Origin of the sequence: Nocardia bhagyanarayanae (assembly GCF_006716565.1) — a bacterium.
In the GTDB taxonomy this organism is placed as follows: Bacteria; Actinomycetota; Actinomycetes; order Mycobacteriales; family Mycobacteriaceae; genus Nocardia; species Nocardia bhagyanarayanae.
Genome location: NZ_VFPG01000001.1, coordinates 5,438,714 through 5,452,110, shown reverse-complemented (window position 1 = coordinate 5,452,110; position 13,397 = coordinate 5,438,714). Strand labels below are relative to the sequence as shown.

11 protein-coding genes and 1 pseudogene are annotated in these 13,397 nt (G+C 68.9%); 3 read left to right on the top strand and 9 right to left on the bottom strand.

Annotated features, from left to right (window positions below):
• Positions 1–20 precede the first annotated feature (20 nt).
• The 9 genes and pseudogenes from nuoH to FB390_RS23820 form a co-directional block, all read right to left on the bottom strand.
• Positions 21–1,241: pseudogene (gene nuoH / locus FB390_RS23860) on the bottom strand (NADH-quinone oxidoreductase subunit NuoH); the annotation flags it as partial.
• Positions 1,234–3,717 (bottom strand): NADH-quinone oxidoreductase subunit G, encoded by a 2,484-nt coding sequence (locus FB390_RS23855; RefSeq protein ID WP_141810957.1) that lies wholly within the window; start codon positions 3,715–3,717, stop codon positions 1,234–1,236. The gene FB390_RS23855 and the pseudogene nuoH, both read right to left, overlap by 8 nt.
• Positions 3,714–5,036: an NADH-quinone oxidoreductase subunit NuoF gene (gene nuoF / locus FB390_RS23850; RefSeq protein WP_141810956.1), complete on the bottom strand. Its 1,323-nt coding sequence runs from the start codon at positions 5,034–5,036 to the stop codon at positions 3,714–3,716. The genes FB390_RS23855 and nuoF overlap by 4 nt, the downstream gene beginning before the upstream one ends.
• Positions 5,033–5,743, bottom strand: coding sequence for an NADH-quinone oxidoreductase subunit NuoE (nuoE, locus tag FB390_RS23845; RefSeq protein ID WP_141810955.1), 711 nt, complete (start codon positions 5,741–5,743; stop codon positions 5,033–5,035). The genes nuoF and nuoE overlap by 4 nt, the downstream gene beginning before the upstream one ends.
• Positions 5,740–7,119 carry an NADH-quinone oxidoreductase subunit D gene (locus tag FB390_RS23840; RefSeq protein ID WP_141810954.1) on the bottom strand — a complete coding sequence of 460 codons (1,380 nt, stop codon included), beginning with the start codon at positions 7,117–7,119 and terminating at the stop codon, positions 5,740–5,742. Before FB390_RS23840 ends, nuoE begins: the two co-directional genes overlap by 4 nt.
• A complete protein-coding gene (locus FB390_RS23835; protein ID WP_185757151.1) occupies positions 7,119–7,898 on the bottom strand; it encodes an NADH-quinone oxidoreductase subunit C in 780 nt (259 codons plus the stop codon). The genes FB390_RS23840 and FB390_RS23835 overlap by 1 nt, the downstream gene beginning before the upstream one ends.
• On the bottom strand, positions 7,895–8,449 hold the full coding sequence (locus FB390_RS23830; RefSeq protein WP_141810953.1) for a NuoB/complex I 20 kDa subunit family protein: 555 nt from the start codon (positions 8,447–8,449) through the stop codon (positions 7,895–7,897). The genes FB390_RS23835 and FB390_RS23830 overlap by 4 nt, the downstream gene beginning before the upstream one ends.
• A gap of 48 nt (positions 8,450–8,497) precedes the next feature.
• A complete protein-coding gene (locus tag FB390_RS23825; RefSeq protein ID WP_373864890.1) occupies positions 8,498–8,872 on the bottom strand; it encodes an NADH-quinone oxidoreductase subunit A in 375 nt (124 codons plus the stop codon).
• Between the two features lie 527 nt (positions 8,873–9,399).
• Positions 9,400–9,810 (bottom strand): Rv3143 family two-component system response regulator, encoded by a 411-nt coding sequence (locus FB390_RS23820; protein WP_141810952.1) that lies wholly within the window; start codon positions 9,808–9,810, stop codon positions 9,400–9,402.
• A gap of 136 nt (positions 9,811–9,946) precedes the next feature.
• Here FB390_RS23820 and FB390_RS23815 point away from each other — a divergent pair, with 136 nt between their 5' ends.
• Genes FB390_RS23815 through FB390_RS23805 form a run of 3 tightly spaced genes read left to right on the top strand, consistent with a single transcriptional unit; the run spans position 9,947 to position 13,358 of the window.
• Positions 9,947–11,488: a hypothetical protein gene (locus FB390_RS23815; RefSeq protein ID WP_141810951.1), complete on the top strand. Its 1,542-nt coding sequence runs from the start codon at positions 9,947–9,949 to the stop codon at positions 11,486–11,488.
• Between the two features lie 3 nt (positions 11,489–11,491).
• A complete protein-coding gene (locus tag FB390_RS23810; RefSeq protein ID WP_141810950.1) occupies positions 11,492–11,935 on the top strand; it encodes a hypothetical protein in 444 nt (147 codons plus the stop codon).
• Between the two features lie 52 nt (positions 11,936–11,987).
• Positions 11,988–13,358, top strand: coding sequence for an FHA domain-containing protein (locus FB390_RS23805; RefSeq protein WP_141810949.1), 1,371 nt, complete (start codon positions 11,988–11,990; stop codon positions 13,356–13,358).
• The last annotated feature ends 39 nt before the right edge of the window (positions 13,359–13,397 follow it).

The window sequence follows — 13,397 nt, the reverse complement described above, 5'->3', positions numbered from 1 at the left end:
GCGTCGACGTGGCGGACGTCGGCGGGCAGCGGCGGTGTCGGGAAGCCGAGGAAGACGCCGCTCGGCGCGTGCTCGTCGGCCTCGGGCTCGTCGACGAGCGGCGGGGCGCCCGGTCGGCGTCCGGCCCGCAGGAACATCCCGATCATCAGCGCCGTGATCAGCACGCCCGCGACGATCATGGCGGCGGTCGCCCAGGCGAAGCCCTCGTTGTCCAGCACACGGGCCGCGGCGACGAGCATGACCCACAGCAGCGACACCGGGATGAGCAGCTTCCAGCCCAGGTTCATGAACTGGTCGTAGCGCAGACGCGGCAGCGTGCCGCGCAACCAGATGAACACGAACAGGAACGTCCACACCTTGGCGGTGAACCACAGCAGGCCCCACCAGCCGGTGTTCGCGCCCGACCACATGTTGATCGGCCACGGCGCGTGCCAGCCGCCGAGGAACAGCGTGGTCGCCAGCGCCGAAACCGTTGCCATGTTCACGTATTCGGCGAGCATGAACATGGCGAACTTCAGCGAGGAGTACTCGGTGTGGAAGCCGCCGACCAGTTCGCCCTCGGCCTCCGGCAAGTCGAACGGCGCCCGGTTGGTCTCACCGACCATCGATACGCAGTAGATCAGGAACGAGGGCAGCAGCAGGAAGACGTACCAGGTGCCGTATTGAGCGGCGACGATGCCGGAGGTCGCCATCGTCCCCGCGTGCAGGAACACCGCGGCGAAGCACAGCGCCATCGCGATCTCGTAGGAGATGACCTGCGCCGTCGAACGCAGTCCGCCGAGCAGCGGGTAGGTCGAGCCGGACGCCCAGCCCGCCAGCACGATGCCGTACACGCCGATCGAGGTGATGGCGAGGATGTAGAGCACGCCCACCGGCATATCGGTCAGCTGCAGTGCGGTGGTGTGGCCCGCGATGGAGACCTCACCGCCGAACGGGATCACCGCGAAGGCCATGAACGCGGGAATGGCCGCGATGATCGGCGCCAGGATGTAGATCGGCTTGTCCACGATGGCGGGGACGATGTCCTCTTTGAGTGCCATCTTCACGCCGTCGGCGATGCTCTGCAGAGAGCCCTTGGGGCCGACGCGGTTGGGGCCGACGCGCATCTGCATGCGCGCCACGATCTTTCGTTCCGCGAGCACCGCGATCATCGGGGTGAGCAGCAGGAAGACGAAGATCGCCAGGGATTTGGCGATGACGAGCCACAGGGGATCGTGGCCGAAGAGGGAGAGATCACTCATGGCGGTGTTCCTTCATCCTCTCGTCGGCGTGGCGTACTTGCACGACGCCGCCCGGCTGGGTGGCAAGCTGTTCGGGCACGGAGCTGCCGGGGGAATTCAGCGGCAGCCACACCACCCGATCGGGCATGTCGGTGATCAGCAACGGCAGCGTGAGCATGCCGCGCTCGGAGGTGATGGTGACCGGATCGTCGTCGGCCGCGCCGATCTCGGCGGCGGTCGCCGGGGAGAGCCGGACCACCGGCGGACGGGCGATGCCCGCCAGATTCGGTTCGCCGTCCTGCATGCGGCCCAGGTCGAGCAGCATCCGCCAGCCCGCCAACACCGCGCTGCCCGCACGGGGCTGGGTGATCGGATGCGGCCGGTGCGCGGGCGCGGCGACGGGCTGCCCGTCCCAGGCGCCGAGCGCGGCGAGTTCGGCGCGCGCCGCCGCGGTGTCGGGAAGGTCGAGGCGCACCCGCATCTCGCCGGCTATGGCTTGCAGCACCCGCTGATCGGACAGCGGTGCGGCGGTGCGGCGCACGGTGGATTCGCCGAGCGCGGCGTCGAACCGGCGCGGCCTGCCCTCCCAGTTGCGGAAGGTGCCGGACTTCTCCATGGTCGCGGCCACCGGGAAGACCACGTCGGCGCGCTCGGTGACGGCGCTGTGCCGCAGTTCCAGGCTGACGACGAAGCGTGCCGCGTCGATGGCGGTGAGCGCGGCGTTCGGGTCGGGCAGGTCGGCGACATCGACGCCGCCGACGACCAGCGCGCCCAGGGTCGGCGCGGCGTCCAAGATGGCCGCGGTGTCGCGTCCCGCCGTGACCGGCAGTTCGTCGACGTTCCAGATCTCGCGAACCTGTTGCCTCGCAAGCGGATCGGCCACCGGCCGTCCGCCGGGCAGCAGGCCGGGAAGCGCCCCCGCTTCGACCGCGCCGCGCTCGCCCGCCCGCCGCGGCACCCACGCCAGCGCGGCGCCGGTCTCCTCGGCCAGCCGGACGGCGGCCGACAGCGCGCCGGGGATGCCCGCCATGCGCTCACCGACCATGATGACCGCGCCGGGACTGCGCAACAGTCGCGCGGCCGCGGCCATCGCCTCGGATTGGCTGCCGTCGAACGAAACCTCGCCCGTGCGAAGCGCCTCCATCAGGTGCGGCTCGGCGCCGGGCATCGCCGGAATCAGGGTGCCCGACATGCGCTCCAGGCCACGCGAGGCGTACGGCGCCAGCGAGTAGACGGGCAGGCCGCGCTTGCGGGCGGCCTTGCGCAACCGCAGGTAGACGATCGGGGACTCTTCCTCGGGCTCGAAGCCGACGAGCAGCACGATCGGGGCCCGCTCCAGACCGTCGTAGTCGACGGTGCGGCCTTGTCCCGCGACACGGGCGGCGAGGAAATCGGCTTCCTCCGCCGAATGCGGACGGATACGGAAGTCGATGTCGTTGGTGCCGAGGGCGATTCGCGCGAACTTCGAGTAGGCGTAGGCGTCTTCCTCGGTCACCCGTCCGCCGACGAGCACACCGGCGTTGCCGTGCGCGGCGGCCAACCCTTCGGCCGCGGCGGCGAGCGCCTCGGACCAGGACGCCGGATGCAGGGTGCCGTCCCAGCCGCGCACCAAGGGGGTGGTGAGGCGGTCGCGTTCGGTGGCGTAGGCGAACGCCCAGCGTCCCTTGTCGCAGTTCCATTCCTCGTTGACCTGCGGGTCGTCGCCCGCGAGCCGGCGCAGCACCTTGCCGCGGCGGTGATCGGTGCGCTGCGCGCAACCGGAGGCGCAGTGCTCACACACGCTGGGGCTGGAGACCAGATCGAAGGGGCGGGCGCGGAATCGGTAGCTGGTACCGGTGAGCGCGCCGACCGGGCAGATCTGCACCGTGTTGCCGGAGAAATAGGAGTCGAACGGTTCGGCCTGCGCGGTGCCGACCTGTTCGAGTGCGCCGCGGTCCATCAGCTCGATGAACGGGTCGCCCGCGACCTGCTGTGAGAACCGGGTGCAGCGAGCGCACAGCACGCAGCGTTCCCGGTCCAGCAGGACGGCCGAGGACAGCGGAATCGGTTTGGGGTAGGTGCGTTTCACGCCGTCGAACCGGGTCTCCGGGCGGCCGGAGGACATGGCCTGGTTCTGCAGCGGGCACTCGCCGCCCTTGTCGCAGACGGGGCAGTCCAGGGGGTGGTTGATGAGCAGGAGCTCCATCACCCCTTCCTGCGCGCGTTCGGCGGCCTGCGAGGTCAGCTGCGTGTGCACGATCATGCCGTCGGCCACGGTCTGGGTGCAGGACGCGACCGGCTTGCGCTGGCCCTCCACCTCGACCAGGCATTGGCGGCAGGCGCCGACGGGATCGAGCAGCGGATGGTCGCAGAAGCGCGGGATCTGGATGCCGATCAGTTCCGCGGCGCGGATCACCAGGGTTCCGGCGGGCACGCTGACGGACGTGCCGTCGATGACGACGGTGACGAGATCCGCGGGCGCGAGCCCGCTCGTATTGGTACTCACAGTCGCGGTCATCGAGCCCCTTCTTCCTCGGCCCAGGCCGTCGAGCGCGCGGGATCGAACGGGCAGCCGCCCGAGCGCAGATGGTCGATGTACTCCTCGCGGAAGTGCTTCAGCGAGGAGAGAATCGGGCTGGCCGCGCCGTCGCCCAGCGCGCAGAACGATTTGCCGTTGATGCTGTCGCTGATGTCGAGCAGCTTGTCCAGATCCGATTCGGTGCCGCGGCCCTCCTCGACCCGCCTCAGCAGCTGGACCAGCCAGTAGGTGCCCTCCCGGCACGGGGTGCACTTGCCGCAGGACTCGTGCGCGTAGAACTCGGTCCAGCGCAGCACCGCGCGCACCACGCAGGTGGTTTCGTCGAAGATCTGTAAAGCCTTGGTGCCCAGCATGGATCCCGCGCCCATGACGCCCTCGTAGTCGAGCGGCACGTCCAGGTGCTCCTCGGTGAACAGCGGCGTGGAGGACCCGCCGGGCGTCCAGAACTTCACCCGGTGGCCCGCGCGCACGCCGCCCGCGTAGCCGAGCAGCTCCCGCAGCGTGATCCCGAGCGGCGCCTCGTACTGTCCCGGCCTGGCCACGTGGCCGGACAGCGAGTACAGGGTGAAGCCGGGGGACTTCTCGCTGCCCATGGAACGGAACCAGCCGGTGCCGTTGAGGATGATGGGCGGCACGCTGGCGATGGACTCCACGTTGTTGACCACCGTCGGGCAGGCGTAGAGGCCCGCGACGGCCGGGAACGGCGGGCGCAGCCTGGGCTGGCCGCGGCGGCCCTCGAGGGAATCCAGCAGCGCGGTCTCCTCGCCGCAGATGTAGGCGCCCGCGCCCGCGTGCACGATCAGCTCCAAATCGAAGCCGGAGCCGAGGATGTCGCGACCGAGATAGCCCGCCTCGTAGGCCTGCGCGACCGCCGCCTGCAACCTGCGCAGCACGGGCACCACTTCACCGCGCACGTAGATGAACGCGGTGGCGGCGCGGATGGCGTAGGCGGCGATGATCACGCCCTCGATCAGCGCGTGCGGCGTGGCCAGCATGAGCGGAATGTCCTTGCAGGTACCCGGTTCCGACTCGTCGGCGTTGACCACCAGGTAGTGCGGTTTCACCGTGCCGTCGGGTCCCGGGCCCTGCGGGATGAAGCTCCATTTCATGCCGGTCGGGAAGCCCGCGCCGCCGCGCCCGCGCAGTCCGGCGTCCTTGACCGTCTGGATCACCTGGTCGGGTTCCATCCGCAGGGCCTTGCGCAGCGCCTGGTAACCGTCGTGCCGACGGTAGGTGTCGATGGTCCAGGACTGCGGATCGTCCCAGTACCTGGTGAGCACCGGCGTCAACGTCGTCATCGGATGCCCTCTCCGTTCGCCCGCGGCGCCCGCATGTCGTGCTCCTCGGCCACCCGCAGACCCGCCACGGTCGGTTCGCCCGCCGCGCCGTCGAGCGCGCCGGGCCGTTCGTCGGGGAAGCCGGCGAGGATGCGCGCGGTCTCCCGGAACGTGCACAGCGGCGCGCCGCGGGTCGGCGTCACCTGCTGCCCGGCGCGCAACGCGTCGACCAGGGCTCGGGCCGATTCCGGCGTCTGGTTGTCGAAGAACTCCCAGTTCACCATCACGACCGGCGCGAAATCGCAGGCGGCGTTGCATTCGATGTGCTCGAGGGTGATCGACCCGTCGGCCGTGGTCTCACCGTGGCGCAGGCCGAGATGGGTTTCCAGCGCGGCCAGGATCGCGTCGCCGCCCATGACCGCGCAGAGCGTGTTGGTGCACACGCCGACGTGATAGTCGCCGGTCGGTGTGCGCCGGAACATGGAGTAGAAGGTGGCCACGGCGGTCACCTCGGCGCCGGTCAGGCCCAGCTGCTCGGCGCAGAACTCGATGCCGGTGCCGGAGACGAATCCTTCCTCGGCCTGCACCAGGTGCAGCAGCGGCAGCAGCGCCGAACGCGGGTGCGGGTAGCGCGCGATGATCGCCGCCGCGTCGACTTCCAGCCGCTCGCGCACGAAGGGCGGGAACGGCTCGGGCCGGGTGGAGAGCTTGAGCAGGATCTCGGTCATCGGTCGACACCACCCATCACCGGGTCGATGCTGGCGACGGAGGCGATGACGTCGGCGACCATGCCGCCCTCGCACATCGCCGCCACCGCTTGCAGATTCGTGAACGAAGGGTCGCGATAGTGCACGCGGTAGGGCCGGGTGCCGCCGTCGCTGACCATGTGCACGCCCAGCTCGCCGCGCGGCGATTCGACCGCGACGTACACCTGCCCGGCGGGGACCCGGATGCCCTCGGTAACGAGCTTGAAGTGGTGGATGAGGCCCTCCATCGACGTGCCCATGATGCGGCCGATGTGCTTGGGGGAGTTGCCGAGTCCGTCGGGGCCGAGCTGGAGGTCGGCGGGCCAGGCCAGCTTCTTGTCCTCGATCATCACCGGTCCGGGCCGCAGCCGGTCCAGGCACTGTTCGACGATCTTGAGCGATTCCTTCATCTCCTCCACCCGGATCAGGTAGCGGCCGTAGCAGTCGCAGCCGGTGGTGGTGGGGACGTCGAATTCGTAGTTCTCGTAACCGCAATAGGGTTGGGCCTTGCGCAGATCCAGCGGCAGGCCGGTGGCGCGCAGCACCGGGCCGGTGATGCCGAGGGCCATGCATCCGGTCAGGTCCAGGTAGCCGATGTCCTGGGTGCGCGCCTTCCAGATCGGATTCTGGGTGAGCAGATGCTCCATGTCGCGCAGTCGTTTCGGCAGCAGGGCGAGCAGTTCGCGGACCTTGGTGACGCCGTCGTCGGGCAGGTCCTGGGCCAGGCCGCCCGGACGGATGTAGGCGTGGTTCATCCGCAGGCCGGTGATCATCTCGAAGACGTCGAGGATGAGTTCGCGTTCGCGGAACCCGAACAGCATCGGGGTGAGCGCGCCGAGTTCCATGCCGCCGGTGGCGAGCGCGACCAGGTGCGAGGAGATGCGGTTGAGCTCCATCAGCAGCACCCGGATGACGGTGGCGCGCTCGGGAATCTGCTCGGTGACGTCGAGCAGCCGCTCCACGCCGAGGCAGTACGCCGTCTCGTTGAAGAACGGCGACAGGTAGTCCATCCGGGTCACGAAGGTGACGCCCTGCGTCCAGTTGCGGAACTCGAGGTTCTTCTCGATGCCGGTGTGCAGGTAGCCGATGCCGCAGCGGGCCTCGGTGACGGTCTCGCCCTCGATCTCCAGGATGATCCGCAGCACGCCGTGCGTGGACGGGTGCTGCGGGCCCATATTGACGACGATGCGCTCCTCGCCCGCGCCGTCGAGGGTTTCGGTGACGGTGTCCCAGTCCTGACCGGCGACGGTGACGACGGTCGGCTCCGAGGGGTTCGCGGTGTGCTCCCGCCGGTGCGCGGCGGGTTCGCGCCCGGAGTCGGTGGTGTCGACGCCGGGCTGGGTTTCGATGTCGTTCACTAGCTGTACGCCCTCCGCTCGTCGGGCGGCGGGATGCGCGCGCCCTTGTATTCGACCGGGATCCCGCCGAGCGGGTAGTCCTTCCGCTGCGGGTGGCCACGCCAGTCGTCGGGCATGGCGATGCGGGTCAGCGACGGATGACCGTCGAAGAGGATGCCGAAGAAGTCGTAGGTCTCCCGCTCGTGCCAGTCGGTGGTCGGGTACACCGAGTACAGCGAGGGGATGTGCGGGTCGGCATCGGGCGCGGACACCTCGACGCGCAGCCTGCGGCTGTGGGTGACCGACATCAGGTGGTACACCGCGTGCAGTTCGCGACCGGTGTCGTCCGGGTAGTGCACGCCGTTCACGCCGAGGCACAGTTCGAATCGCAGTGCGGCGTCGTCGCGCAAGGCCTGCGCGACCAGCGGCAGGTGTTCCCTGCGCACGTGCAGGGTCAGCTCGCCGCGGAAGACGACGATCTTCTCGATCGCGCTCTCGAACGGTGTGCCGGTGGGCGCCAACGCCGTTCGCAGCGCGTCGACGATCGCGTCGAAGTAGCCGCCGTAGGGCGCCGGTGTGCTGCCGGGCAGTGTGACGGGCCGGACCAGGCGACCGTATCCGGAGGTGTCGCCGGTGCCGGAGATGCCGAACATGCCGCGGCGCACGCCGATGACATCCTCGTCCGCGGGCTCGGGTTCGGCCTGCGGCGGCAGCGTGCCCTCGGGGCCCGCGGTCGCCGCGGCGTCGATCTCCGACTGGGGCGAACTGGTTTCGGTGTTCTCGGGGGAGTCGAAGGTCATCGCAGCAGACCCTCCATCCGAATGGTCGGGGTCGCCGCCAGCGCCGCCTGCTCGGCGGCGCGGACCGCCTCCTCGCGGTTGACGCCGAGCGGCATCTCCTGAATCTTGGCGTGCAGTGCCAGAATCGCGTTGAGCAGCATCTCCGGGCGCGGCGGGCAGCCGGGCAAGTAAATGTCGACCGGTACCACGTGGTCGACGCCCTGCACGATGGCGTAGTTGTTGAACATGCCGCCGGAGGAGGCGCAGACGCCCATGGCGAGCACCCATTTCGGCTCGGTCATCTGGTCGTAGACCTGTCGCAGCACCGGCGCCATCTTCTGGCTGACCCGGCCGGCGACGATCATGAGATCGGCCTGGCGTGGCGAGGCGCGGAACGCCTCCATGCCGAAGCGGGCGATGTCGAATCGTCCTGCGCCGGTGGCCATCATCTCGATGGCGCAGCAGGCGAGACCGAAGGTGGCGGGCCACAACGAGCCCTTGCGCAGATATCCGGCGAAGTCCTCCACCGTGCTCAGCAGAAAGCCGCTGGGCAGTTTTTCCTCGAGACCCATTTCCGACTAACTCTCACTTCCACTGTGCGGGCGAAACCTTGGTGGCGATCAGTCCCAACTGAGTCCGCCGCGGCGCCACTCGTAGGCGTAGGCGACCGAGACGTTGAAGATGAACAGCGCCATCGCGGCGAGACCGAAGACACCCAGCGCGTCGAAGTGAACGGCCCACGGGTAGAGGAACACGATCTCGATGTCGAAGATGATGAACAGCATGGCGGTGAGGTAGTACTTCACCGGAAAGCGCTGTCCGGTAACGTTTCCCGGCCCGCCCGCGACGGCGTGCGGAGTGGGCTCGATGCCGCACTCGTAGGCCTCCAGCTTGGCCCGGTTGTAGCGCTTCGGTCCGATCAGGGCCGCCAAGAGTATGGAAAAGACCGCGAAGGCCGCGGCGACCGCGCCGAGCACCAGGGTCGGCAACTCCATGTTCACGACTGCACTTCCCCTCCTGCGAGCCCCGGGGGCTCCTCTACGGCGGCTGGTGGCAGCTTCCGAGGCGGGCTGACGTCGTTGTCCGCCTTGGCCAGACTCGCCCCATGGCCTCGCTCGGTGGGGCGTGCGCCAGGGAGATCAGACACAGCGGGTCTCATACCCGTGCTCGCGCCCATGTGAGCTACGGCACAGCCTACAACCGATAGGACTGGCCGCCACTCCTTTGCTGCCGGATCTTTGATCGAATTCGGAACTGCGATTTATGACTGATGTGGGGTAATCGCCCGGGCCGTCACGTGACGTACGGCCATGTCGTCCGGGCTGCGCGAACGGCGGCAAGCTACTGCCGAGTATCTTTGCTACAGATGAGTAGTGCTCGATGATCACGAAGCCGTAGGCGCCGGTATTGCGCAGTGATGCCGGCGGACGGCTATTGGTGACGATTGCTCATCGGTCGCTGGCGCGGAGAGATTGAATCAGCGAAGCGGCCAGGCGGTCGAATAATGACGATTCGCTATTAATCAGGCAGCGGTGCGGTCGTGCAGCAGCGCGACGACGGCCTCGGTGAGGCGGATCGGATCGATCGGGTGCGCGACGGCGGCTTCGGCCCGCGACCAGGTCGCCAGCCAGGCGTCGTCCGGCCTGCCGGTGAGCACGAGCACCGGTGGGCACTGGTCGATCTCGTCCTTGAGCTGCTTGGCGATGCCGAGTCCGCCGGCGGGCGTCGATTCGCCGTCCAGGATGGCGAGATCGATGCCGCCCTCGTCCATCCGCTCGATGACGACCGGTGCGGTCGCCACCTCGAGATAGTCGAGTTCGGGTAGTTCCGGGTGCGGGTTCTTGCCCAGCGCCAGCATCACCTGGCGCCGGGTATCGGCGTCGTTGCTGTAGACCAGCACCCGCAGCGGGGTGGAACGAGTCGAGTCGGCCACGCAGGGATGGTACGTCCGCGATGGTCGGTGGCGTGGCAGGTTGGCGGAGATCGATGCGCGCGTCGTCGCGCGCGGGTCACGTGGGTACAAGGTGATCGCAAGCGCCCCATAAGAATTAGGCGGTAGCATCCGGCGAATGCGGGGAGATCTCACCCCGGTCCTCGTCGACACCGACGTATGGACCGACGATATGCTTGGCCACGCCGGGATACCGGTCATCGATGTACCGTTCGTGACGATCGGCAGCGGAATCGGGTCGTTCGCCGCCTTCGACACGCTCCGGATCTACGGAGTGCCCGCGCGTTCGATCGCGGTGCTCGGTCCGCAGGACTTGCCGTGGTCCGGCTACGAATACCTGACCAGGGTGTCGCAGATTCCGCGCGGCGAGCGGTTGCGCAGCGATTCCGGCAGCACCCCCGAGAACATCTGGGGCTTCCCGTCGTACGCGGTGCGCGAAGCGATTGCCGACAAGTCGCTGGCGCCGCTGTGGAACGTGCTCACCGAGCCGATTCTCACCAATTACTACACGCCGCGCGCTGGTCAGGCGTTCGCCGCGATGGAGCGCGAGTACCACCGCGTCGACTACGCGCGCTCCCTTTACAAGGGGCAGGTCCGGATGGTGCGCAGGCGCCACGGCGGCGGCTATTACACGATCCTGACACCGCCCGACGGCGCGACGCCGACCAAGCGCGTGGCATTCCGCAGCACGTATGTGCACGTGGCCGTCGGCTATCCGGGGCTTCGGTTGCTGCCCGACCTGCAGGCCTATCGCGAGCGCTTCCGCGACCCCACCCGCGTCGTGAACGCGTACGAACCGCACGAACACGTCTATCAGGCGTTGCAGCGAAGACCCGGGACGGTCATGATCCGCGGCGCGGGGATCGTGGCGAGCCGGGTGTTGCAGCGTTTGATCGACGATCGCGACAACCATCGGCTCAACACCCAGATCCTGCATCTGTTCCGCACGTATGTCGCCGGTCCGCACGGACCGAGCGTGTTCATGCGCCGCAAGGGCTCCGACGGCTGGGCCTACCAGGGCTTCAACTGGCCCAAGGGCGCCTGGGGCGGCCAGTTGAAGGCGAAGCTGCGCGGATTGGAGGGGGAGCAGCGCGCCGCGCTGTACAAGACCCTCGGCGGCACCAACACTCCGGTGCGCAAGAGCTGGCAGGAGCAGCTGAAGCGCGGCCGGGCGCAGGGCTGGTACCAGGTGATGGCGGGCACCGCCCGTGACCTGCGTCCCGCCGAGGGCAGGCCCGGTGTGGTGACTACCATCGATCCGGATCCGCAGGCGCCGTTGCCTTTTCCGCCGCCCAGCCAACCGTTCGACACCCACGCCGACTACATCATCGACTGCACCGGGCTGGAAGCCGACATCCGCGAACATCGTTTGCTGGCCGATCTGCTCGACCACACCGGCGCCGGACGCAATCCGGTCGGCCGACTCGACGTGGACCGCACCTTCGAGTTGATCGGCACCCGCAGCGGCATGGGACGCATGTACGCCGCGGGCAGCGCGACGCTCGGTGGCTACTACGCGGGCGTCGACTCGTTCCTCGGGCTGCAGTACGCCGCATTGGAAATGGCCGACGACCTCGCCGCGCTCGGCTTCTGCCGACGCCTCGGCCCGCTGCGCTCGGCGCGGCAGTGGTGGCTGTGGGTCAACGACAAGAAGATCTGAGCGATGACTCCCACTCTGAACGGGCGAATCCAGACCCGTGTTTTCGTGCTCGGCGTGCTCGGTCTGCTGGTCGCGTTGCTCATCACGCCGCTGCTGCCGACCGGTTCGCTCTCGCTGGGCCAGTCCTATCGGGTGACGCTGTCGGTGCTGCTCGCGGTGATCCTGGTCGGCGTGCTCTGGGAGCTGCTGTACCACTTTCTCCAGCAATTCCGATGGGAGAAGGACTGGCCGACGCTGTTCGGATTGCTGACGATGGTGAACGAGGGGCTGCTGATATGGCTGCTGCTGCGTACCACCACGATCGTGCTGCCCGAACAGTTGCGGCCCTCGGCGGCGGCGTTCCTGATCCACTTCGTGGTCACCTGGATGGTGTTCTGGCTCTTCGTGAACGGGCCGATCCGGCTGTTCTTCCACCGCTGGCGGTACAACGGAGGCAGGTTCCTGTGAGCGGGGCGGTGCGCCGTCCGCGCCGGGGCGGGCGCCGCGAAGGAGGACGGCGGTGACGGATCCGCGGGTCGAGGTGCTGCCCGGCACGCACCTGGTGGCGTGCCACGGCGGGGTGGTCCTCGTAGTGGCGAACCGAGCCGTCGAGACGGCGACCGAGGACACCGCCGCGGGCGCTGCCCTGATCGCGCTGCGCGGACTGGTGGACGAGGCGGCGGCCAAGGAGCAGAAGCGCAGCGGGCGCATGTTCGCGCGCCTTGCCACCACCTGGCTGATGGGTCTCGACGACGAGGACGCCGTCGAGTTCGGCGTCCTCACACCGTCCGCCACCGGCCTCGCGGTGTTCCTGCACGGCCGGGTGAGCGCGGTGCTCGCGGGCGCGGACCGCTCGGAGGTGCTGCGCGGCAGCGACGCCGGTTTCACCGTCGACCGGGTGGTGATCCCGGCGCCCGCGATCGGTGCCGGGCTGTTCGTCGACGAGGCGGATCAGCAGCTCGAACTGCCGGGGATTCGCGGAGTGTGCACGTTGGCAGACGGTGCCGTTCCGGGATCGGGCGCGGTGCTCTGGTACGGGCAGCCCGTACCGAAAGTGGCGGTGGTGAAAGGACATCGGGCCGCCGCGCGCTCAGTCGGACACGACCGACGGCAGACCGGTGATCGATCGGGTGCCGCGCGGCCCACCGCGGAGATCGATCTTCAGGAGACGCTGGCGCCGAGCGCGCCGGTCGACGACGAGACCGCGGTTCCGCGGCCCCGCACGCCGGAACGGGATCGACGCGCGCCCGAACCGGTGGACGGTGGACACGGCCGCGCGAGTTCGCCGATACGGCGTGACAGCGGGCCGGAGCACTCGCCCGGCCGTCCTCCGTCGCGCACGATCGACAGCGAACGTGCGGCGCCCGGGCCGGGCCGCGAATCCGAACCGGCGGTGTCGCACGGTGCGGGCGAGCGGCGGGTGATCGTCAAGGGCTACAAGTGCGCGCGTCAGCACCACAACGATCCGCGGGTGTCGTTCTGCGCCGTCTGCGGCATCCGCATGGATCAGCTCACCTGCGTCCTCACCGACGGCGAGCGCCCACCGCTGGGGCTGCTGCTGCTCGACGACGGCACCTCCTACGTCCTCGACTCCGACTGCGTACTCGGCCGCGAACCCGATCACTCCGAGGCGGCGCGGCGCGGCGCCCGCCCGATCCGGGTGGACGACGCTTCCGGCGGCATGTCTCGCACCCACGCCGAGATCCGTTTGAAGGACTGGGATGTGACCGTGGTCGACAGCGGCTCGGCCAACGGCACCCACATCCGTCAACCCGGCCAGCAGGACTGGACCCGCGCCATCCCCGGCCACCCGGTGATCCTGCAACCCGGCGCGCAAATCCTCCTCGGCGGCCGCACCGCCACCTTCGATTCGCAGCACGCTCAGATGTGAGCCGCGGGGGTGACCCACTTCACTGATCGACGCTGTCAG